Source organism: Dyadobacter sp. HNCC25DJ187 (assembly GCF_056895255.1).
The window spans coordinates 634,685-658,505 of the sequence record NZ_JBXHAT010000002.1; the positions used below are offsets into that span (position 1 = coordinate 634,685).

At 41.2% G+C, this 23,821-nt stretch carries 19 protein-coding genes; 13 read left to right on the forward strand and 6 right to left on the reverse strand.

Annotated features, from left to right (window positions below):
- The first annotated feature begins 8 nt into the window (after positions 1-8).
- The 3 genes from AC1XUE_RS13665 (at position 9) to AC1XUE_RS13675 (ending at position 2,398) form a co-directional block, all read left to right on the forward strand.
- Complete coding sequence (locus tag AC1XUE_RS13665) at positions 9-434, forward strand: VOC family protein (RefSeq protein ID WP_483356534.1); 426 nt, start codon at positions 9-11, stop codon at positions 432-434.
- 259 nt (positions 435-693) lie between these two features.
- Positions 694-870, forward strand: a complete 177-nt coding sequence (locus AC1XUE_RS13670; protein ID WP_483356535.1) for a twitching motility protein PilT — start codon at positions 694-696, stop codon at positions 868-870.
- A 1,054-nt stretch (positions 871-1,924) separates the two neighbouring features.
- Positions 1,925-2,398 carry a TlpA family protein disulfide reductase gene (locus AC1XUE_RS13675; protein ID WP_483356536.1) on the forward strand — a complete coding sequence of 158 codons (474 nt, stop codon included), beginning with the start codon at positions 1,925-1,927 and terminating at the stop codon, positions 2,396-2,398.
- A gap of 74 nt (positions 2,399-2,472) precedes the next feature.
- On the opposite strand, the gene AC1XUE_RS13680 is transcribed toward AC1XUE_RS13675, so the two are convergent.
- Positions 2,473-3,915 (reverse strand): RagB/SusD family nutrient uptake outer membrane protein, encoded by a 1,443-nt coding sequence (locus AC1XUE_RS13680; RefSeq protein ID WP_483356537.1) that lies wholly within the window; start codon positions 3,913-3,915, stop codon positions 2,473-2,475.
- 33 nt (positions 3,916-3,948) lie between these two features.
- Complete coding sequence (locus tag AC1XUE_RS13685) at positions 3,949-7,083, reverse strand: SusC/RagA family TonB-linked outer membrane protein (protein ID WP_483356538.1); 3,135 nt, start codon at positions 7,081-7,083, stop codon at positions 3,949-3,951.
- Positions 7,084-7,192: 109 nt separating this feature from the next.
- Between AC1XUE_RS13685 and AC1XUE_RS13690 the strand changes: the two genes are divergently transcribed.
- The 4 genes from AC1XUE_RS13690 (at position 7,193) to AC1XUE_RS13705 (ending at position 11,117) form a co-directional block, all read left to right on the forward strand.
- Positions 7,193-7,321, forward strand: coding sequence for a hypothetical protein (locus AC1XUE_RS13690; RefSeq protein ID WP_483356539.1), 129 nt, complete (start codon positions 7,193-7,195; stop codon positions 7,319-7,321).
- 680 nt (positions 7,322-8,001) lie between these two features.
- Positions 8,002-8,778: a TonB-dependent receptor plug domain-containing protein gene (locus AC1XUE_RS13695; RefSeq protein WP_483356540.1), complete on the forward strand. Its 777-nt coding sequence runs from the start codon at positions 8,002-8,004 to the stop codon at positions 8,776-8,778.
- Positions 8,750-9,982, forward strand: coding sequence for a TonB-dependent receptor (locus AC1XUE_RS13700; RefSeq protein WP_483356541.1), 1,233 nt, complete (start codon positions 8,750-8,752; stop codon positions 9,980-9,982). The genes AC1XUE_RS13695 and AC1XUE_RS13700 overlap by 29 nt, the downstream gene beginning before the upstream one ends.
- Position 9,983: 1 nt before the next feature.
- The gene (locus tag AC1XUE_RS13705; protein ID WP_483356542.1) at positions 9,984-11,117 is read left to right on the forward strand and encodes a cytochrome-c peroxidase; all 1,134 of its coding nucleotides are present in this window, start codon (positions 9,984-9,986) and stop codon (positions 11,115-11,117) included.
- On the opposite strand, the gene AC1XUE_RS13710 is transcribed toward AC1XUE_RS13705, so the two are convergent.
- The gene (locus AC1XUE_RS13710) at positions 11,101-12,465 is read right to left on the reverse strand and encodes a glycoside hydrolase family 28 protein (protein WP_483356543.1); all 1,365 of its coding nucleotides are present in this window, start codon (positions 12,463-12,465) and stop codon (positions 11,101-11,103) included. The genes AC1XUE_RS13705 and AC1XUE_RS13710 overlap by 17 nt on opposite strands.
- A 368-nt stretch (positions 12,466-12,833) precedes the next feature.
- Between AC1XUE_RS13710 and AC1XUE_RS13715 the strand changes: the two genes are divergently transcribed.
- From AC1XUE_RS13715 to AC1XUE_RS13735, 5 genes are read left to right on the forward strand one after another with little or no spacing between them, the layout of a single operon-like run.
- Positions 12,834-13,250, forward strand: a complete 417-nt coding sequence (locus AC1XUE_RS13715) for a very short patch repair endonuclease (protein ID WP_483356544.1) — start codon at positions 12,834-12,836, stop codon at positions 13,248-13,250.
- 19 nt (positions 13,251-13,269) lie between these two features.
- The gene (locus AC1XUE_RS13720) at positions 13,270-14,346 is read left to right on the forward strand and encodes a DNA cytosine methyltransferase (RefSeq protein WP_483356545.1); all 1,077 of its coding nucleotides are present in this window, start codon (positions 13,270-13,272) and stop codon (positions 14,344-14,346) included.
- Positions 14,336-17,242 carry an ATP-binding protein gene (locus tag AC1XUE_RS13725; protein WP_483356546.1) on the forward strand — a complete coding sequence of 969 codons (2,907 nt, stop codon included), beginning with the start codon at positions 14,336-14,338 and terminating at the stop codon, positions 17,240-17,242. The genes AC1XUE_RS13720 and AC1XUE_RS13725 overlap by 11 nt, the downstream gene beginning before the upstream one ends.
- Complete coding sequence (locus tag AC1XUE_RS13730; RefSeq protein ID WP_483356547.1) at positions 17,232-18,953, forward strand: response regulator receiver domain; 1,722 nt, start codon at positions 17,232-17,234, stop codon at positions 18,951-18,953. The genes AC1XUE_RS13725 and AC1XUE_RS13730 overlap by 11 nt, the downstream gene beginning before the upstream one ends.
- A 34-nt stretch (positions 18,954-18,987) precedes the next feature.
- Positions 18,988-19,572 carry a Crp/Fnr family transcriptional regulator gene (locus tag AC1XUE_RS13735; protein ID WP_483356548.1) on the forward strand — a complete coding sequence of 195 codons (585 nt, stop codon included), beginning with the start codon at positions 18,988-18,990 and terminating at the stop codon, positions 19,570-19,572.
- A gap of 57 nt (positions 19,573-19,629) precedes the next feature.
- Here the strand turns inward: AC1XUE_RS13735 and AC1XUE_RS13740 are convergent, their stop codons facing one another.
- Positions 19,630-20,319 carry a hypothetical protein gene (locus tag AC1XUE_RS13740; protein WP_483356549.1) on the reverse strand — a complete coding sequence of 230 codons (690 nt, stop codon included), beginning with the start codon at positions 20,317-20,319 and terminating at the stop codon, positions 19,630-19,632.
- Between the two features lie 41 nt (positions 20,320-20,360).
- Positions 20,361-20,651 carry a TIGR03643 family protein gene (locus AC1XUE_RS13745; protein WP_483356550.1) on the reverse strand — a complete coding sequence of 97 codons (291 nt, stop codon included), beginning with the start codon at positions 20,649-20,651 and terminating at the stop codon, positions 20,361-20,363.
- 523 nt (positions 20,652-21,174) lie between these two features.
- On the opposite strand from AC1XUE_RS13745, the gene AC1XUE_RS13750 reads away from it, so the two are divergent.
- A complete protein-coding gene (locus tag AC1XUE_RS13750; protein ID WP_483356551.1) occupies positions 21,175-21,615 on the forward strand; it encodes a carboxymuconolactone decarboxylase family protein in 441 nt (146 codons plus the stop codon).
- 79 nt (positions 21,616-21,694) lie between these two features.
- Here the strand turns inward: AC1XUE_RS13750 and AC1XUE_RS13755 are convergent, their stop codons facing one another.
- On the reverse strand, positions 21,695-23,809 hold the full coding sequence (locus tag AC1XUE_RS13755) for an alpha-amylase family protein (RefSeq protein ID WP_483356552.1): 2,115 nt from the start codon (positions 23,807-23,809) through the stop codon (positions 21,695-21,697).
- Positions 23,810-23,821 lie beyond the last annotated feature (12 nt).

Sequence of the window (23,821 nt, forward strand, 5' to 3'; positions counted from 1 at the left end):
TTATTCATATGCCTACCATCAATCCTTACCTGAATTTCAACGGTAATGCCGAGGAAGCCTTCAGATTTTACCAATCCATATTTGGCGGACAGCTTTTTATCCAGAAAATGGGCGATGCTCCCGGTTCAGAGAACTTTTCGGAAGCAGATAAGAATCTGGCGATGCACGTTTCACTGCCAATTGGCAACAACATATTGATGGCTTCCGATTGTGTCGAATCCATGGGTCACAAACTAGTTCCCGGCAATTATTCCTACATCTCGCTCAGCCCCGACTCCAGAGAGGATGCAGACCGCGTCTTCAATGCGCTGGCAGACGGGGGCGAGATTGAAATGCCTATGGAAGATATGTTCTGGGGTGATTACTTCGGATCGTTGAAAGACAAGTTTGGTATTCTCTGGATGATCAACTACAATACAACTACGCAACCATAATAGCCTGAAATAACAACAACGCCTTCGTAAATGAAATGCGAAGGCGTTGTTGTCATTTAATTGATATGTAACTATCAATTATCATTTGATGGATTAAATGCATCAAGAATTTTAGATCTCTGTGACCAAGGTCTGATAAAAGGTTTTGTAACACCAGTAACGACCAGTAACATTTATTATCTCCTAAAAAAAACAGCATATCGCCGTAAGGTAATAGATAACTTAAAAACGCTATTATTCTATTATGGATGTTTTTAAAATGAGCAGAAGCACTATTTTGGATACACTAAACTCTGATTTCAAAGACTTTGAGGATGCTTTTGAGCACTTCTCTGCGCTTAGGGAAAAAGAAATACAAATCATTATTATGAGGAATATCAAGGACTACAAAACAAGTGAACTATCCGTAATGACTCCTGAAAATTATTTAAAATAAATCCTGGGACGATCCACCCTGAGTCGATAGGTATAAATCCCAATCCACTACTTTTATTACCTCAACCAAACTGGTAAGGTATGAAAGCATATCCTACATCTCTGATTGTCTTATTATTATTCGGCTTGCTGTCAAACTGCAGCAAATCAACAGACAAACGCAACGCCTTTTGGTATGATTTTAACGGATCCGCTACCATCGAGGTGGTTTATTCCAACAATGCACAGGAGCAGCCTAGCAGTGTATCTGCTTATAAAATGTTTCCTGAGCAAGACACTAAAATCACAGATACGTTGAAAACCGGATCAGGTACACTGACGTTCCATGTACCCACAAGCTGGCCCCAAAGAATAACGTTCTCAGCGGCAGGTAAGGATTACAAGATGATGTTACTTCCAGGATCCCATCTTACATGTCAAATTGATTTTTCGACTCCCGATAAAATCAATTTTGAAGGTCCTGATGGTCTTTCAGCTGTGAATGACTACATATCTCAAAAGGAGTCTTCCGGTTCTGAATCTTTCAAAAGCAGGCGGACGATGGCGCTGCAATCTTCCCCGGATCTTGAAACATTCAGTAAAACTATTGATGTCATCCACACTCAGGAATTGCATTTTTTTGATCAATATAAAAACACACTTCCTGACTGGTTTCAGAATTACGAATACTGGGATATCCGCTACGGTGACGCCATGTTGCGGTTACATTCCATTCCCCAAAGGGCCTATGCAGGAAAAGTAGATGAAAAGATTCCTGAAAAGTATTTCGATTTTTTAAAGACGACCAAGGTAGATAACCAATCGGCGCGAAACTCGATATCTTATTATTTGTTTCTCTATGAATTATTTAACGAAGGTTTAAATGATAAATCTTTCGTTAACTGCCCACAAAAAGATTTCCTAAATTATCACCTGTGCTGGGCAGATCATGAATTGTCCGGAGAGGTAAAAGACATGTTCAAAGCCTACACCATTCAGAATGTTTACAACTACTACAAAAGGGATGTGGCCATGGACTACCTCAAATCTGCCGGGCCTGTTTTCATTGATAGTGTATGGAAACAGCAACTGCAGACTTACTTTCAGGACAAAGAAATACAATCGCCAAAGATCAGCTGGCTCCTAACTTTGTACTCGCAGATCTTCAGGATTCGCTCACTTCCCTTCGCTCTTTTAAAGGAAACATTGTGGTGTTGTCCTTCTGGTTCTCCGGATGCAAACCATGCATTGAAGAATTTCCTGCTGAAAATTCCCTCGTAGAGCATTTCAAAGATAAACCCGTTAAAATTGTGAGTGTTTGTGTAAATACTACTGAAGAACAGTGGCTGCAGGCAAGCAGAAAGTTTCAACTGAACACCATTAATCTTTGGGCTAATCCGGAATGGCAGAAAACAATTATTGAAAAATATGACCTGTATGGTTTTCCCAGATATGTTTTGATAGATCAGCATCAAAAGATTGTAAATTCTAATGCAGACAGGCCTAGCCTGAGCTTGGAAAAGCAGATCAGTGAGCTGCTTAATAAATAGTCTGTCATACAAAACAGCAACGCCTTCATGAATGTATCACAAAGGCGTTGCTGTAGTTAAGAAGCTTAGGAAGGTTACGGTTGGAAAATACCGTCGTAAGGATTCTGGTCAGCACTTACAAGATTTTTATTACTGTTGAATTCATTGACAGGTATCTGCAGAACGAATTGCCATGAACGCGCCGGAATCGTTACTTTCGCCGGATGGTCCCCGGTCCGGGTAAATCCTTTCTGTGTACGCTTCAGGTCAAACCAGGCTTTCCCTTCGGCATAAAGTTCTTTTCTTCTTTCGAGCAGAATACTTTCTACCAAAGCAGTGCCAGTAGTTGCAACGCGGGTCGCCTTTCTTGCATCCTGCAATTGCCATAAAACGGTCTTCGCATCAGCTTCTTTTCCCTGGCGTGCAAGCGCCTCAGCCTCGATCAGATACATTTCTGCTGAACGCATCAGTACCACATCTCCGAAAAAGTCGTCCTGCGCTTCTCTGAATTTGTCAGAAGTCCAGTGTCCGTGATCCGTTCTGAACCAGAACTGGTTACGTACATCGCCAGCCTCAAAAAGGTTTTTAAATGTGTCATTTACATAAAGGAAATCGAACGTCCAACGCGTACCTCTTGTCTGATTCGCCCAAAGTGTAAACGGAGATCCGTTACCGAAATTCTGGGTAGAGGACTGATTGACACCCCACATCCACTCACCCAAAGTCCAGTCATTAAACCCTGACTTAAACTGTGTTTCGGTCATCAGAGGGAAGTTTGTTTTCGCCGCTTTCGCCATCGCTTCCGCATTGGCCCAGTCCTCCATGGTCAGATACACCTCTGACAAAATACCCTGCGCCACAGGTAAGTTGATCTGGCTCTTATAATTACGGGAATAACCTCCCAGCAAATCAATCGCACCTTTCAGGTCATTGACGATATTTGTGTAAATCACTGAGACCTTCTCACGAGCCTTGCCTTCTGTAGTTCCGCCCACAGCATAGTAAGGTACTCCCGGCTGGTCTTTGGCAATAGAATAAGTCTGCTGATAGAAACGTACCAGATAAAAGTAGGCCCAGCCACGGATGGCCATCGCCTGCCCCTTGATATTATTCTTCTGTGTTGCGCTTCCTTCTGCCCTGTCGATATTATCCAGAATAATGTTGACGTTATTGATAATCGTGTAATAATAGGCCCACACGTTGGACGTCATCGCACCATCGGCTCTGGTCGGGTTGGTGTTATGGGCATAGTAGACCTGCATCTGTCCCATCGAATTGCGGACAATCAAGTCCTGCGCCATGATGTCAAAACCATTGTTGTATTGCAGTATGGTACCGAATTCAATGTCCTGATTACGCAGACGCATGTAGTTGTACACACCGTTGATCGCATTCTGAGCACCTGACACCGTTCTGAACAACAGTTCATCCGAAATAGCTGTAGAAGGTCCTGTTTCCAGAAATTCATTGTCACAACCTGTCGATGCCACTGCCAGCATCGCGGTCATTCCATATATAAAAGCATTTTTAAATCTCATGATCTTAATATTTTACCTTGATAGTATCTCGATTTACAATGTAACCTGAAGTCCGAATGACCAGCTCTTACGGATAGAGCCTGCACCGCTTCCGTTTGTCCCGTTCGCCACTGTTCCATTCAGCCCTGTTTCAGGATCTGTTCCTCTTCTGGCTGCTGCTCCCCAAGTCAGCGGGTTAGTCGCCTGACCAAACACTTTGATGTTACCAACATATAGCTTCTGAGCTACCGCTCTTGGGATGTTGTAACCCAGTGATACGTTACGTAGTCTCAGGAAACTGTTATCAAACAAATACTGAGAAGAAGCCACAGTGATGTTGTTTTGTGTAAACTCAGACAAACGTGGAATACGGGTATCTCTGTTTTCAGGAGTCCAGCGGTCAAGGATATCAGTACTCATGTTAAAACCTCTTCTGTAACGTACACCTTCAGCATAATCCTGATCGTACATTTTACCACCTACACTGTAATACAGCATTACTGAAAGATCAAAACCTTTGTAAGTAAATGTGTTTGTCAGTGCGCCGAACAGATCAGGCAGTGAGCTTCCCTGGAAACGCTTCTGATCGTTGTTGCTTACCTCTGTATACAATTCTGTAGCCACCCGGCTTCCGTCTTCATTGTATTTCCACCAGGTATTGTTACCAGTTTCAGGATTCACACCAGCCCAATCCACCAGGAAAAACTCGTAACGCGACTTTCCTTCCACCATCTTAAAACGGCCGTCAATAATTTCAGCTTGAGGTAGACGGGTAACCACATTTTTGTAGTGAGATGCATTTAAATCGATATCCCATGAGAATTCTTTATTTCTTACTACGTAAGTACCCAGTTCTACCTCAATACCATTGTTCCTGATATCACCAATGTTCTCAGATATACTGTTCAAACCCACAGAAGGAGCAAGTGGTCTGCTGAAGATCAGGTCTTTTGATTTACGACTGAATAAATCTACCGATCCGTGAAGTCTGCGGTTAAATAACTGGAAGTCAACTCCAAGATCCGCCTGCTCGTTACTTTCCCAGATCAGATTAGGCGTAGGTAACTTGGAAAGCAATACACCTGCATCGTTATAGTCGTTATACCCTGTAGCATATAATCCCTGATACGCGTAGTAACCTACCTCTCTTGACATCTGATCATTTCCGACAGTACCATAGCTCGCTCTGAGTTTCAGATTATTCAACCAGTTAGCTCCGGCCATAAAGTTTTCTGCTGAAAGGATCCAGGCTCCGCCCACGGACCAGAAGTTACCCCAGCGGTTGGCTTTTGAAAAACGTGAAGAACCATCCTTACGGAAAGAAGCGGACAAGTAGTATTTCTGATTGTAGTTATATTCAACTCTGGAAAGGTAGCTCATCAGGCGATAGTTGTCTTCCGAAGAAGTCGAAGATGACATCTGTGCAGCTGCACCCAGTTCGTAGAGTCCACCCAATGCGAAACGCTCTTTTGCAGCATTCAGGTAGTTATATCGGGCGCGGTACATTTCCTGGCCTACCAATACGTTGACATTGTGCTTGCCAAAATCTTTATCAAACGTAACCAGATTGTTGATCGTATAGGTAAAGCGGCGATCCGACCAGCGTGAAGACCAGCCACCGTTGCCAGCCGTAGAAGTAAGCGTTGCAGACTGATAGTTGTGTCCTCCACTAAGTTGAAAATCAGTACTGATACCACTGCGGAATTTCAGGAAAGGAAGAATCTGAATCTCTGCAAAATTACGGGTAGATATGTTGTCATTCTGGTTAAAGCTGAAATGCCAGTCGTACGGATTTTTGTAATCACCTACAAAAGCCGGGTTCCATCCTCTCCATTCCGTTCTTGTTGCGTCACCGAAGTCAGGCAGCAGGTTTCCGTAAGGGTCACGTTTGTAAGCACTGGCAGTATAATCCCATTCATATACAGGATAAACTGAAGGCATTACACGTGTAAACCGCGCTTCGACATTCGGATTCTGTTGTTTTGTATGCGTGTAGGTAAGGTTTGTTCCTACATTGAGCCATTTAGTTACCTGAGAATTCAAATTAGACCTTCCGGTAAAACGTTCAAAGCCCTGTACTTTGAAACTTCCTTTGTCATTCAGATACGCTCCCGAAATGAAGTAAGAAGTTTTGTTGTCAGTTCCGGTAGCACCGCTGATATCCAGACTGTACTCTTGTCTGAGACGCGGTTTAAAATATTCTGTTAACCAGTCACCAGAGAAAAGCTGAACTGCATCTGATTTCAATTTACCGTCCAGTCCGATGGGTGTGGGTGTATTATAAATGTTTCTGTTACGGTTCTGGAAATACTCCTGAACCACGTTGTCCGTAGCATATTGTGCAGCAGCTTCCGGAGTCAATCCTCTGTCCATACGGCCATTTCGCAATGCTTCCCAGGCCAGTTCCATCACTTGCTGCGGCTGCGCTTTATCAGGATAAGCAACTGCCATATCTGAATAACCCCAGTTGCTTCTTACGTTAACGGTCGGCTTGCCGGCTTTTCCTTTTTTGGTGGTGATCACCAATACCCCGTTGGCAGCACGTGAACCGTACAGGGTTGTAGCTGCGGCATCTTTCAGCACGGTCATGCTCTCAATATCATTGGGGTTAATTGAGTTCAGACTCCCGTCGTAAGGCATACCATCCAGAATATATAAAGGATTGTTACCGCCTCCTACTGAACTTAATCCACGAATCACGATCGTCGCATCACTTCCCGGGGCGCCGTTGGTGTTCAGCACCTGTACACCAGGACTTGTTCCCTGTAGTGACTGCGTGATGTTTGTGGGTTGAGTCGACATCAACCTCTCGCTGCTTACCACAGTGGCCGAGCCGGTAAATGCTTTTTTGTCAGACGTACCGTATGCAGCGTTGATTGTAACCTCCTGCAAAGAAGTGGCGTCTTCTGAAAGATAAATCTTATAATCTGTTCTGGAATCAATAGCAATGGTCTGCTTTACATAACCAATAAAGGAGATCGAAAGCGTTCCCTTGCCTGAAACCTGAAGAGAGAAAACGCCGTCAGAATTGGTCTGCGTACCTGAGCTCGTACCTTCCACCAGAACGGTAGCACCGGGTATGGGCTTATCATCATTTTTCCCGATCACCGTTCCGGTGATGGTCTTTGTTTGGGCCAGCACTACCTGGGCGAGCAGCAAACAGAACATTAAATAAACATACTTTCTCATACTGTATCTACTGGTTAAAGGATGAAAGTGGGGTTTAGAAATAGCATACAACAGACATGGACTGGCGCAACTGCACCATCCGAAACTAAAAAAGCAAACAATTGCAGGCATGCCCGTCCCCCTGCTACAGGAACAGCATGAATACATCATCCTGAATGCGAAACACACAGGCCGCTTCAAAGGAAACGATTCGGTTACGCGTCAATCCGCCAGATATCTGCAAACCGGAATAGCATAACGTACACAGATATACGCAAAGCATAGCTTACTTTAAGATTGAGCAACGATTCATTTTTTATCACATCATAAACAAAAATTGTGGAGCGCTAAATAACATTTTTCAAATACCCATGGTAAGGCGATTCCGGTTTCGCTTTTACAATATTAGTGACATTGAAAGAGCATTTCTTTACCGATATTAACACAAAGAGTATCTTTTTTAACTTATTTTAAACTAATATTTGGCATAAATACATTATTACAATCGTATATATCACCAAAGTGTATTTATGTGGAATATTATATCAGATTTATACAATATTATTACTTTAACAAGAATAAAGTTTTGACATAACGCAAGTATAGCAAATCTATAAAATCAACAATTTTTATGCATGTAGTAAAAAATCACGTTCCCAAAACGAAGTTCAAGAGTATAAAAATTTCATTTTGTAGCAAAACAGGATTATAAGCATTTTCTACAAAACATACCTTGCTAACAAAATAGTACCATTTTATGGCCAGCGGCAGAATCATCATATAGTACCTGAAACTGTGCCCAAACTCCCTGAATAGCGTTGTTGTATCAGTCTGTCATTGCAAAAATCAAACAACATCCTGTTTTTTCATCCTGACCTGTCTTTTCCTGCTGACAGATATATATCTTTGCGATATATCCGACAATACATATCGAAACCAATGAGAAAAAAGCTACTATTTTTCATGCTGAGTGAATGTTCAGCCACATTTGCCAATGCACAACAATCCACTAACACTTTAGCTGCTAACAGGACCTTTCAGTTGGGCGAAGTAACCATTTCGGGCTTGCCCGGCAAAGACAGTAGCTCGGTGCTGTCCTACCAGCGTGTTGAAAAATTCAACCGCAACGATCTTTCCAATGCACTCAATATCCTTCCCGGCGTCAACATTGCCAATGTAGGTCCCCGAAACGAGTCGGTAGTGTATGTACGCGGTTTCGATCTCAGGCAGGTCCCTGTATCTATAGATGGTGTACCGGTATATGTTCCCTACGACGGCTACGTAGACATGGGCCGTTTCACGACTTTCGATCTGGCCGAAATTAATGTATCCAAAGGTTTTGCTTCCATATTATATGGTGCCAATACGATGGGTGGTGCTATTAACCTTGTATCCCGCAAGCCAGTCAGTAAATTCGAGATCAACGGACGCACAGGTGTGTTCAGCGGAGAAGGTTACCGCTGGAACGTAAATGCCGGTTCCCGCTTTGGTAAATTCTTCTATCAGGCCGGCGCATCTCAGTTGAAGCAGAAGACCTATCCGTTGTCGGCAGATTTTGTACCAAGGCGGTATCAGCAAACCGAAGATCGTGAAAGTGCCTACAGAAACGATCTTAAGTTCAGTGTAAAAGCCGGATTCACCCCTAACGCTACCGATGAATACGTAATCGCTTATGTGAATCAGCAGGGTGAAAAAGGAACGCCTCCTTATAGGTGATGATACCAGGATCACGACCCGCTTCTGGAAATGGCCTAAATGGAATAAGCAGAGCCTTTACTTTATATCCAGCACAAATCTGACCGAAAAAAGCAAGATCAAGTCCCGGCTTTACTACGACACCTTTGTAAACCAGCTTTTCAGCTACGACGATACTACCTACACGGCACAGACACGCGGATATGCTTTTCAGAGTTTCTACAACGATTATACTGTGGGTGGAAATGCCGAATACGAATCCCGAGCTATTGAAAACAATGTATTCAAGCTCAACGTGCAGTACAAACGCGATATTCACAGAGAAAACAATCTGAACGAACCCGTACAGAGCTACATTGACAACACACTTTCCATTGGTATTGAAAACACTTACCATATTACACCTGCACTTGCTTTCATTCCAGGCGCCAGCTTCAACATGCGAAACAGCGACAAAGCGGAAGAATACAATGCTACGACAAAAGAAATTACCAATTTTGCTGACAGTAAAAACAATGCTTTCAATTTGCAAGCTGGTTTGTTCTGGGACATCAATACCAGTCATTCATTGAAAGGATCAGTTGCACGCAAGACTCGCTTCGCAACGATCAAAGACAGATATTCCTACCGCATGGGACAAGCCATCCCTAATCCTGACCTGCATGCAGAAACGGCTGTAAACCTGGACCTGAGTTACACCGGAAAAATTGCTCAGCGACTTGGTATCCAGGCAAGTATTTTCAATAGTGCTATTAATGACATCATCCAGCAGGTTGACAACGTACAGCCTAACAGATTCCAGTTACAGAATGCAGCTAAAGCCCGTTTTTATGGAGCAGAAGCCGGACTGGATTACGCTTTAGCGAAAGGATTGAAAATAGGATCGAACTATTCGTTTATCAAAAGAAAGAATATCAGCAACCCGAATATCCTTTTTACCAACGTACCCGAGCATAAGGTATTCGCCTACGCAGATTACACATTCCTGGGAAGAGCGAATGTTCTGGTCAGCTATGAACACAACAGCGACCGGTACAGCACCTCTTACGGCACACAGGCAAAAGCTTACAACCTTGTGAATGCCAAGGCAAGCGTGAAACTTTACAAAGGGATATCTGCCGAAGCGGGTATCAACAACATTTTCGATAAGAATTACAGTCTGGTGAAAGGCTTTCCCGAAGCAGGACGAAACTTCTTTGTAAATTTGGTTTTCAGTCATTTCTAAAATGAATCAGAGCAAGCCAAAGAACAGTAATTTTCAAAAGCCGGGACGGATCAAACTCGTCCTGGCTTTTGGCGTTCTGCTCTTTTGTATAGTTATCCAAAGTTTCCGCCCGGCTGATGAGCCCATTCTGAAATATCCTTCCAATTTCGGCTCCCGGTTTACCATTCCGGCCGACAATCCAACGACCGTCGCAGGGGTCAAACTCGGAAGGCACCTGTTTTATGAAAAAGCACTTTCTGCTGGCAACAAGCTATCCTGCGAGAGTTGCCATGAACAAAAACTGGCTTTTACGGATGGGCGCCGAGTCAGCATGGGCGTCGATGGCAACTTCACCAGCCGAAACGCGATGTCTCTGGCCAACTTGCTATGGGTCAGAAACTTCTTCTGGGACGGCCGCTCTTCGTCCCTTGAGGACCAGGCGCAGTTCCCTCTTACCGACGCGCACGAAATGGGACAATCGTTGTCTGAATCCATTCAAAAAATCAGCAGGATTTCTGCATATCCCCTCTTGTTTAAGCAGGCATTCAGTACCAACCAAGTCACAGAAACCAATATCCTGAAAGCCCTGGCACAATTCGAACGCACACTGATCTCAGCCGGATCGGACTATGACAAGTACCTGGCAGGTCAGTATAAACCAACACCACAACAACTGAGAGGTATAGCATTGTTTGAAAATGCCCCGAATCCGACGACCGGCAAACGGGGTGCTAACTGCGCGCATTGCCACGGGACACCAAAAATGTATAAGGAACTGTTTCACAACAATGGTCTGGATGCCGATCCAGCAGACCGCGGAATAGAAAAACTTACAGGACAGCAAACAGATCGCGGAAGGTTCCGGGTGCCTACGCTGCGCAATATCATCCTCACAGCTCCTTACATGCACGACGGACGTTTCGCTACGATTGAAGAAGTGCTGGATCATTACAGCGACCATATTCAGCAGAGCCCTTCACTTAGTATCTTTCTTCAGGATATTTCCAATGACAAGCATGGCACTACGCTTGCCCTCAAAACTGAAGAGAAAAAAGATATTATTGCCTTTCTTCAAATGCTGACAGACTCTTCCTTTATCAACAATCCTGCCTTTTCAAATCCGCACACCAGACTTACATCTAACGGACCAGATTAATGATTTCGGTAAATTGCAAAGACTTTTCCTTCGCATTCACTTCGACATTTTTCAAAATCAGATTATCGACATACTGAAACTGACCTGCATCCTGAGCCTGTATAGCCACGTTCTCAAGCAAAACATTTTCCGCATGCGCCAGTGGCCATCCGAGAAAACTAATTCCTTTTTTCATTCCTGTAGCTTTCACATTGCGGATCGTAATGTTTCTGTAACGCGGAGTAGCCCTGGCAAACGGAACTACATTTTTTTGCCATTCGTCGACATAATCATCCCCATTTACCTTCCTGAGTGCATAATCAATAGCCGTACCGCCATTTTTGATTTCCCAGCCATCGTGCGTGATATTCTCTACCACCCCTCCCCTTCCGGGCCGCGGTTTAAATTTGATGGGAGCGCTGTTACCATCCGCTTTACAATTACGTACCAGCACATTACGGACACCGCCGGCGGTTTCTGTTCCCATAGAAACCCCACCGTGCCCGGCTTTGAATAAACAGTTCTCTATCACCACATTTTCGGTAGGTGTATTGACACGCAGGCCATCTGATCCCCGTCCGGATTTGACCGCAATACAATCATCATCCACCGAAATGGTGCAATTGCTTACTAAAATATCCCGGCTCGAATCAATGTCTATGCCGTCCGTGCTGGCAGCCCGTTTCCCCTCTTCATTGATCGGACTGAATATATCAAGGCCATCAAGCGACACTGATTTACTGTAGCAGATATGCACCGTCCAAAACCCCGAATTCATCAGTTTCAGCCCCGAGATGCGCGAGTTGGTTACTTTATCAAAAAGCACAAGTCTGGGGCGTGGTACATACCAGTCAATCAAATCGCCAGGAATCGTTTTAGAAAGTGTATCCCGTCTGCCCCAGTAATTTTCCCACCAATAGTATCCCGAGCCGTCGATAGTCCCCTCACCTTCCAGCACCACATTTTTAGCTTCAATGGCATTTATAAAAGCAGACGGCCAGTCCATCTCAATTCCGGCAATACGGGTATTTTTTAAAACCGGATAGTTTTCAATACCAGCCACTGCACGGAGTTTAGCCCCTTTGTCAACACGAAGATGTACATTGGATTTCAGGAAAATCGCACCTGATGAATACACACCTCCGGTCACAAGCACGGTACCGCCGCCCAGGCGGAAGCATTCATCCACCGCCTTTTGAATCGAACTGGTATTGACCCGTACCGAATCGCCCACCGCACCGAATTTTCTAATATCCAGCACCCTGCCCGCAACAGAAGCTTTGTTTGAAGACTGGTTCTGTGCCAGCAAGCCCTCTGCTGTATAGGCCATTAACACGATAAACAATATATATTTCAATGCTTTTTTCATTGTTGGCCTGATATACTTTGTAGTTGCCTATGGTGACGGAATATGGGTGGGTTGACCCTGGGTTGGGAGAGGGAAGAGTATTTTTAACGTGAAAAAGAGTTTACCATAAAATAGGATTTCATTCTAACCGGTGACCGTTAACTCAACGACCACCGGAAAATGATACTAAGCAGAGAATAAAATCCGATATTTGTAGTTACATTTCAGCTATCTCGTTTGTCTATCTGCAACTATAGGAATCAACGAGAAAACTCATAAGAAACATAAAACACTAATAATCAAACAAATAAAAAACCACAACCCTTACTCTCGTTAATAATTCCCACCAACGTATATGATTCATAAAAACTTCCGTATTACATAAATCCATGGCTGACGTACATTCCAGGGAAGTAAGAAGCTATAATATGAGCCGGATTAAAGGGAAGGACACCAAGCCTGAACTTTTGATAAGAAAATTCTTGTTTGCGAATGGTTTCCGATTTAGATTGTACGATAAAAAACTTCCCGGGAAGCCGGATATCATTCTACCAAAATATAAGACAGTCATTTTTGTCCATGGCTGTTTTTGGCATGGACATGAAGGTTGTAAATCAGCCACCCTGCCTAAAACAAGAACGGAGTGGTGGCAACAGAAAATTGATAATAATATTAAAAGGGACCAAAATAATATTCGAGAATTAAAAAGTATGGGATTGAATGTTTTACTAGTGTACACATGCGAACTAAAAAAACATAGCCTCCAACAAACATTAAACCAATTGTTGGTAGACATACAAAAATAGTTTTCGAAACAAGTGAAATATGAAGGCAAAGACCAATAACAACTTAAAAGCAGTAGATTTTTTCTGTTCCGGTGGGGGCATGAGCTATGGTATACAGGAGGCAGGAATTCAAGTTATTGCTGGTATCGATTTCGATAAAAATTGCAAAGAAACTTATGAAGCTAATATCAAAGGAGCTCAATTTATCGAGGCTGACGTTTTTAAGTTAAAAGAAGATGAACTTCAAAATAAACTTTCTTTAAATAAAAACGATGACGACCTGATCCTCATAGGATGCAGTCCTTGCCAATACTGGAGTAAAATAAATACTGACAAAAGTAAATCATTGAATTCTAAAAATTTGCTTTCTGAATTTGCACGATTTGTAAAATACTTCCGCCCTGGATATGTGATAGTAGAAAATGTTCCAGGAGTTCTGAAAAGGAAGGAAGAAAGTGGATTAACCGAATTCGTCAATTGGCTGATGGATAATGATTACACTAATCCTCATTTCAAAGTTCACAATGTAGGAGACTACGGCGTAGCGCAAAATAGAAAACGATTTACTTTGATTGCCAGTAGGGTAACAAATAATGAAATTTCACCCACCGTGAATTTGGAAAAGAAGAAACACGTTAGGGATGTTATCGGTCAAGAAAATGGATTCCCAAGAATTGAGGCCGGACATCGAGACTCTACAGAGTTTTTACATACTGTACCCGGCTTAAACACCTTGAATCTTAATAGACTTAAAAAAGTCAAAAAAGATGGAGGTAACAGATTTGGATTTGCAAATGACCCGGAACTACAACTAAAATGTTTTGTCGGGAAAAACAAATCATTTGCTGATACATTCGGTAGATTATGGTGGGATAAACCCGCACCTACAATCACTACCAAATTTATGAATATATCAAATGGACGTTTCGTTCACCCGGAAGAAGATCGTGGACTTTCTTTAAGGGAAGGTGCAGTCCTGCAGTCTTTCCCCAAAACATACATATTCAGAGGCTCCAGCATTGCAAATATTGGAAGAATGATTGGTAATGCTGTACCTCCGAAATATGCCACCGCAATCGGTCGCGCAATAATTCAAAATCACAAGGATGCAGTTTAGAACAAAAGCAAGGGCAGTTGACTTATTGGGTAAAGGGCAAATTGCAGATTTGCCTACTGCCATCACAGAGCTGTGGAAGAACGGCTATGACGCATATGCCGATAATCTAAGAGCTGAAATCTATGAACAAGGCTACAATGGACTTAAAACGTCTCATTTTCTAATTTCTGATGATGGGAAAGGTATGTCCTACAAAGATATAGTTGAGAAATGGCTAGTTCTAGGCACTGACTCAAAATCCCGACCGAAAGTAGAAGAATTTGAATCAGAAGAGACTCTTTGGAAACGTCCTAGAATAAAAGCAGGAGAGAAAGGTATAGGGCGCTTATCGGTGGCTTATCTTGGAAATCCAATGCTAATGATTACCAAAAAAATTGGGCATTATCCGCAAGCGATGTTCTTTGATTGGCGGATTCTTGAAAACTTCAACTTGTTCCTGGACGACATCTCAATACCTGTAAAAGAATTGAGGCATCATGATGACTTCACACAAGTATTTCAAATACTGAAGAAAGAGTTTCTTAACAATTTCGAAAAGGACTCAAGTTCCGATGGTAATGAAATTTGGGAGTCTCACCAAATTTCATTAAGAAACGAAATTATTTCATCTACATCGAGCGCTACCGTTGAGAGCTTCCTACAAAATGATCTACTTCAACAACTAACCGGAACAAACGATCATGGGACCAAATTTCTAATCTTCGAACCAATACAACAAGTTGTACAATTAGCTGAAAGAGACGTAGATGACTTAGGAGACAGAGCATTTGTTATATCAAGTTTATCTGGATTCACTAATCCTTTTAAAGAGATAGACATTAATGTTAAGACATCATTCCCTATACACAAAAGCCAAAAAAACGATTATGACCTCTTAACAAGCCAAGGAAATTTCTTTACAATTGAAGACTATAGCCTCGCCGATGTAGTTATAGATGGATATTTTGATGGGCAAGGATCTTTTGATGGATATTTGAGAATATATGACACTAAACTAAAATACTCCTATACAAATCCTAGGAAAAAGGATCCTAGAAATGATTATGGAAAAACATTCATAAAAGTTGGGTATTCTCAGGGAGAAGAAAAATCATCACAGTTGGACGAAATTTCGTTTAAAAAATTAAAAGCGAAAGTTACGTTATATGGAGGACTATACATCTATAGAGATGATTTCAGAGTCTTGCCTTACGGTCGAGACAATGCCGACTTTCTTAATTTTGAAGCCAGACGTTCAAAAGGAGCTGGATTCTATTATTTTTCTTACAGAAGAATGTTCGGATACATCGACATATCCAAGGAAAGGAATCCGAACCTCAAAGATAAATCCAGCAGAGAAGGATTAATTGGCAACTCCCAATATAGAGCATTCCACAATGATGTTAGCAATTTCTTTGTAGAGCTGGCTAAAGATCATTTTTCTAACTCCGCAAGAGAGAATATATTTATCAACAAGAAAAAGGAGATCAATGATCGATATGGGTCTATTAAGATTGATAAAGCAAGAGAAAAACAAGCAAAAATAAATTTCACTAAATCTTTAAACGAGTACCCTGAAAAATTAAAACAATATCAAGAAGAATACGAAAATCTATTAGAAACTCTCGACACTCAGCTCAGTAAAGCCGAAGTTGCATACACTGAGATAGAATCAGCACTTGACAAAATTCACCAGCTAGATGCAGAATTCAACAAGTTACTACCAAAAGTATCTAAAAGATATGAACCAACAGACAACCAACTTGACAAGCTCTATAAATATTCATCTCAGCTAAATTTGTTTAGCGAAAAAATTGCGACAATAAAACATCCAATTTTTTTAAAAGCACAGGACAAACTAAATGTTAGAGATCTAAAAATTGATTTTTCTAGAAAAATAGCTAAATACAATGGTCACATAGAAAGTATAATCAACGAGAACAGACTTACCCTAAAAGAATCGTTTAACAACATATCTAACGAATATAATAATCGATCTTCAAGAATTATTGAACATCTAAATGTTGACAAAAATAAAATACTACTTGATATTGACACAAAAGAAAAATTACCATTTTATACTTCCTTAATTGAAAATAGATTCAATACTTTACTTGACGAAGTAAACAACAATTTAATTCCATTGGTTAATCATATTAAAAGTTTAAACTTTGATTTTGACGAAGAATTAATACAAGGAGCTTACAAGGCGGAGTATGATCAAATGAAATATCTTTGGGAACAAACTAGAGAAACTGCTCAATTAGGTATAGCCGTAGAAATAATTGATCACGAATTTAATCAATTATATGCAAAAATAAACAGTCAGTTAGAATTTATTGTTGAGCAAACCGATCTAAACACTGGAAATAAATTAGATCTACTAATAAAAAACTTTAAGCAACTAGAAGACAAATACACATTACTTTCTCCACTTTACAGAATATCAGGAGCACTCGCAAAAAATATATCCTGTGATCGAATTTTAAATTACTTGACCGATTTTTTTGAAAATCAATTAACAGAATATAGAATTGAAATAAAAGCATCTCAGGATTTCATCAATCATTCAATATTCATTAAAGAGCCAATTATTCACACCGTATTTATCAATATAATTAATAACTCAATTTATTGGATGCGAAATAGTAAAAGTAAAATAATTAGTATAGATTACAGAATCGACTTAAATGAAATTATTATTGCAAATTCAGGAGAAAAAATACCAGACCATAAGATAGAAAAAATATTTCAATTATTTTACTCCCAAAGACCTAACGGACGAGGAATCGGGCTATACTTATCTAAGCAAAGCTTAAATGAGTCAGGCTTTGATATTTATGCCACCAATGATAAAAATTACAATTTACTAAATGGAGCTTGTTTCGTAATCAATTCAGTTAGCTATGACTTATAGTGATAAAACATTAGAAATAGTAAAAAAATCCATTAGATCGGCAATATTCATAGATGAAAAAGCCAGGGATGCTTACGAATATGAAAATTTAAATGACAATCTATTAGAGGAGAAATTATCGGTTTCTATATTTAAAAAATTTAAAGCTAGTGGAATATCATTGTCAGTACACAAGTTTAGGACTACCGATCGAGAAAATAAAGATCTACTCGAATATTTATTTAACAACAGGGATTTAGTCTTACTGGATTGGAAACTACAGGGTGAGATGGGAGAAGAATACTCTCTAGAACTGCTATCTCATGTTGTAGAATACAATCACATTAATTTTTGCTGTATATATACAACAGAAACCAACATAGACAATATCTTCTTTAACATACTTTCATATTTTTCAGGCATTGACGAAGACACTTTTACAAGTATTAAAGATAAATATTTTTTCGAATTCGAGGAGTCGTTGAATGAGATTAAAGGGACTTATAATTATTTAGACTACAATAGCCCTAACAATGGTAGACATCTAGGCAGGATTCACAGAGAAGGATTAAACTTCAATGAATTAATACAATTATGTGGAGGAAATATAGACAAGAAAGAAGCATTCTTTCTTTTAATGCTATCCATTGAAAATTATCATAAAAGCTCAAAACCTAATCAGAGACCAACGTTAGTTTCTGTGGAAACCAAGTCAATGATAATTAACAACACCATCATCTGTATTCTAAATAAAGAAAATGCGATTAATGAAGAGTCTATAGAAATAATTAAAAATCTTGCCAAAAAAATTGAATTATCAAAGAACAGTTTTACTCAATTATTAGGCATAGAGATGCAGAACATCTTCAACTCAGATGGTTCTTTTATCGATGAAAACTTAATAAAGATATCAAAGGAAGCGCTATTTGCTCATCGTCAGTATATAAAAAAGAAAAATGAAGAAAATGATATTCCTTTTAAAACTTTAATAAAACAAGTATTATTGGAGCATGCGTATCTTAAGCTAAGAACAGCAAAATTGTCTTTATTAAACGATGAGTTTCTAGAGTTACAAGTTAGTGACACAAGAGATCTACAGAATGATGAGGTAGCTCTAATAAATACATTTTATAATTCCGTAAGTATAAACGGACTTAATGAAGATAGTCAGCCAAATTTAAACTTTGGAGACGTGTTTAAAGACAAGAACAATGACTACTTCCTTTGTATTACAGCTCTTTGCGATTGCTTAAGGCCAGAAAAAATAAAACAAAACTACTATTTTGTTAAAGGAAAAAAAATAGATATAGAATTTGCAAATACTCTAGGTGACTCAGCTTTTATAAGTTATGTTGGTCAGAACGAAGCGATTTGTTGGATAGCACTGGAACCAGATACACCAATTTCAGTTGACGAAAATGGAAAAACTAACTCAGAAATAGAATTAGAACGATTGAGAATTGAAAATAAAATATTACATTCTCATAAATATCTCCCTGTCTACATTAAGCCTCATTCATTTAATGTTAAAGATCCTAAGATAAAAAATTCAACAATTGAGATTAGAAGAATCGAATCAATAAAAGTAGAAAAGGTGACTCATGATAACGGCGATATTTCATTTGGTGAAATAAAGTATATCACCACACTTCGGTCTAACTATACACAACGTATTGCAAACCATGCTTTTACTCATCCTGTAAGAGTTGGTATTGATTTCGTGAAAATTTAAGATGTACTAGGCATTTCTTACTGTATAATTCCCCATGCTCTCCCCACTCCACCAGCACATCATCAAAATCCTGAATAACGATCCTGCATTTTCGGAGGAGATCAGTGATAGCTTTAGGCGATTGAAAGTGAAGAAGAAAACCGTTCTTCTGAGTGAAGGCGATCCTTGCCGCTATATCTATTTTGTGGAGAAAGGATGTTTGAGGCTCTATTTTACAAAAGATAACGGAACACAGCAAACCACACAGTTCGCTCTGGAAAACTGGTGGTTGAGTGACTATACCGCATTTAACGCACAAACTACAGCCCAGTTTGCAATTGAAACAGTAGAGCAAAGCGAGGTTCTCTGTATCGACTCTCAGGGTTTGGAGAAATTATTTGCAGACCATCCCGCATTTGAAAAGTATTTCAGACTTGTCCACCAGAGAGCTTCTGCAGCAGCACAAAACAGGATCCGCTTTCTGTACGAATTGACCAGGGAAGAAATGTATACCAACTTTATTACGAAGTACCCCGACTTCTGCCAACGTATCCCACAATACTTGCTGGCTTCCTTTCTGGGTATCACACCTGAATACCTGAGTGAGATCAGAAGAAAGGCTGCGCAAGGGAATGGGTGATTTGTTTATATACTGGAGGAATGTACATCGGACAAGCAACTGGCTAAAAACTGTCTATCAATTTTCTTCCTCATCAGAAACAGCATCAGCATGTGACTCAGCTTCATAACTGTCTGCGTATTTAATCTCTTCCAACCAATATGCTGAACTGACAATATCGTAAGTAACAGTAGTCTCGGTTTTTGAAACGACGTTCAGTTGCCATAGAATGTCCTTTGCTTCTTCAAACTTATCGCCTTCCAGTTGATCCGTAAACAAGCGGCTGATCAGACTCCGGTCCGACATACCGGCAGCAAGAATCCTTACTAAAGGACCAGCAGGATGCGCATTAAAAATACTGACGTCTCCCTCAATCTCAACGGAGAAACGAACTGCCTCGGCACGCGGAAATTTTCCATTGTAAGCATCATAAAGCAACTGCGTGGATCTGAAAAGATCCGGATGCAAATGCAGCTCAGGATATTCTTCCCAAAGTTTTTCGCTCAGAATTTCATGAGACAGGTTTTGGATCTGTCCGTTTGTCAGGCGTCCGTCAATGGTGTAGTCCAAAACGATCTTAGCCGCTTCTTCAGGTTCAAAGTCGGTCAGCGACATCATACACATTTCTTTTATTTCAGCATCTGCAATCTCTGACGGATTATCATAATCCATCGCATTCAGCAGATTCAACAAATCATTCTTTTCCCAAGAGCCCGGCAATTCATGAATCTGCTCGAAGGACAAAATTTTAACTTTGTAGTTACTCATATTTTTTATTTGATTAAAGGTCTTAGCGGTGAACTGTGGCTTTATACCCGTTTACTTATCTTATTCATGCTGATCTGCCTTTGCATATTCGATTTGAATCGCAGATCCTCATTCCCCGGCAATTTCATATGTTTGGTGACCCGCCCTTGTACACGCTCACGCCACATTCTGAAACTGCGGGGCCGCATTTCATTACGCATCATCGCGATCACCTGCTGTTCACTTAGTAGAAACTGCGCCTTGATTGCCTCAAAAGGCGTCCTGTCTTCCCAGGCCATTTCAATGACCCTGTCAACGTCTTCCGGCGTTAATTTTTTATCGTTCTGCTTCATACTGATAAATATCTCTTGCTGGTAAACTGCCCGACGCATACAAGCGATCGGTATTCCAACATGTCTGTATAAGTGTATCAATATTATGCCATCGAACCTGATTGCCTCTGTTTCGTATGCCGCATAACAATGCCCGAACGTTATTAAAGACCAAAAACCAAAACGACTTATGTCTGAAAATGTCTGTTGATCTGGTTTAAAGAGCACATCATTTTCATATCTCAGGATTTCAATCCAACAATATCATCACCATACCGGACTGAGGAGATTTTATTTTTTTATATAAGAACCCGAATGAGTAACTTCTGATTATCCCAATGATATACGTTGATATCTTAAAGTATTCAGCAAAATTCCCGACAGCAGGTGGATCACATGCTAATCCGAACAATACATTGTAAGGTCATATCTGGCTAAAAACAAATCTGATTTCTGCATTTTCCTAAACCAGTTTAAGTTTTCCCGAACCTGGATCCACCACCTTTGTCATGTTAATCAAACAACACAAAAAACAAAGGAAACCATGGAAAACCGATTCAATATGCAGCACGTACAACCAGAGGGATATAAGGCAATGCTTGGTCTGGAAGGTTATTTACAGAAAAGCGCACTGAGCAAAACACATAAGGAACTGATCAAACTGAGGGCATCCCAAATTAATGGCTGCGCGTACTGTCTGGATATGCACAGCAAAGATGCGATCAAACTGGGAGAAAGTATTCAGCGGATTGTACTGCTGGATGCCTGGAAGGAAACCAATCTGTATACCGAACAGGAGCGCATCGTACTGGAGCTGACGGAAGCAGTGACGCTGATTCACCAGGGTGGAATCTCAGATGAGTTGTACCAAAAGGCGGAAGCTGCTCTTGGAAAGGAATATGTAGCGCAGGTGATTATGATGATCGTCACGATCAACGCCTGGAACCGTATTGCGATCAGTACACATTTGCAGCCGGGAGAATAAAGATCATTTACATTGATCAAAAAGAGGAAGCCACTTTTTCGGGTCGCAGAAGTGGCTTTCTCTTTTCGTAGTATTTGAATTATTTCTTTGAAATCACAATTCCTTCGTAGTCTTCCAATCGGTTCAGATCAAGTGTAAGATAACCCTCTTTCCAGGTATATTTCACAGGCTTCTTGGATTTCATAGCAAAGACTTTGGCCGGTTTGAAATCAGATTGAAGGGTAAACTTCAGATCCAGAACGGGAAGTGGCTCGAAATAGGTATTGCCACTGAAACCAGTCAGGTTCACCAGATGCAGCATCAAACCTTCCATTTGCCGTGTCTTCCGGTTTTCCGGCGTATTGCGTGCATATTCCTTCAGGATCACTTCCACCTTTGCAGGTGCGTTGGTCTGTACTAGCTTCCCAGCATCAGGCATCACGTGATCCAGCGCTTCCAGTAGTATGTTTTTGTGCTGCTCATAGCCATGCACAAAGTATAAACGTCCTACATTAATTGGCAATAGTGCCGCTTTGCTCTTCGCATGTTTCTTTACCCCCATCGCATAATAACCGGTAGGCTCATGCCCGCCAATGATCTCTGGCGGACCCGGACGACCGCTGCTCAGGATCGGGAAGAATTTCTCATCTGCCCCACTGAAATCAAAGAGTCCCAGATTGAACTTCCAGAACAACATCTTTTGTAGAGCGAATCTTTTGAATTCTTTTTGATCCGGAACCAGATAATTACCTGCGCCGTCATTTTCTTTACTGACCACTTTGGCACCGAAGACCTCCGAGAGAAAAGAAGGATAAGCTGAAAACGAGCGGTTCGTTCCGATCAGGTTCGTTCCGCCGGCAGCCGCTTGTTTGAGTACTTCCAATGCCTCTTCTGAAAGGTTGGTTATTTCAGGAAAAATCACCGTTTTGTAACCTTTGATACGTTCTGCGAGTTTGGCGATCTGGGTAAACTCAATCACATCGAACTGAATATGTGCCTCTTTCAGGATCAGCGATACGCCGCGGTACTCCTGCCCCTGCTCACCATGCACCCACGAACCGGGCGCAATCACCGCTACTTTGGCTACAGACTTGTAGTTGCCATAATAAGGCTCAAATTTTTTGTGGTGGGTGTATACCTTTCGGATCACATTGAAATTGCGTTCATCTTCGTAACTACGCGTGTCACCTGCCATGCTCAGATCAAGCCCTGAGCCATTGGCGATGTTCTCATACAGCCTGATCTGTACCTCCATAGGTTCCACGGCGTTGAACCTGGATTGAAAGGAGATTTGCTGAATGGAGGCATTGCTGATGATATGGTCCGGATAGGAATTGCCAGCATTGGACACATTATCCGAAGCCGTATAAGGCCAGTATGGTAACGATGTATTGTTCTGGGATTCGTGACGGATGATATCGACGTGCTTGTCCATATAGGTACAAATCGCCGTCTGTTTATTTTTTGCTTTTACAATTTTATTCAACCGCTCAGACCATTGATCTACCGTAAACTTTTTGAACTCCATGTATTTTCTGAATACGGGGTCCGAACCATCTTCCTTGACGGGAAGCTTCAGGCCGTTACTGTAAGCTGCGAAAGCTTTCTGGTCATATTCATTCTGGTCAATCCCATGGTATTTGTCTGCGTACGAATTACGCGTCTGGTAACCGGGCATGTTCAGGAAAATACCATCCACAGGATACAGATCCATGATCTCTTCTATGATACGAAAGGCCTTGTCCTGCACATAAGGTGCGTTGATTGACACCACATACATATCTGTATTGATCATGCGTTCCCCCTCCGGCGAGATGTAACACCAGTCGGGATGTTGCTTGTATATACTTTCATGCATACGACTGAAATCCACCCTGACCATCACCTTGATACCGTTCTGATGGCACTTCCTGACAACTTCTCCGAGCATCCCGGATTTCATATGCGGATTGGTATAATGGAAATCCAGTTTGGTAGGATAAAACGCCATGATACCACCTGCATTGATGATCAGTGTATTGGCGGAAAAGGCTACCAGATCTTTCACCAGGGAATCCGGATTAAGAGTCGCTGCTTCATAATCAGGCAGATTGGTCTGAATTACGCGGAGATTATTTTTACGCCACCACAATTCTTCTTCGGCAGAAGCATTCTGTGAGACTGCTGCAGCGCCGGTAAGCAATAAAAGACAAAATGATAAAAAGGTTTTGAGCATAGGAATAGTAAA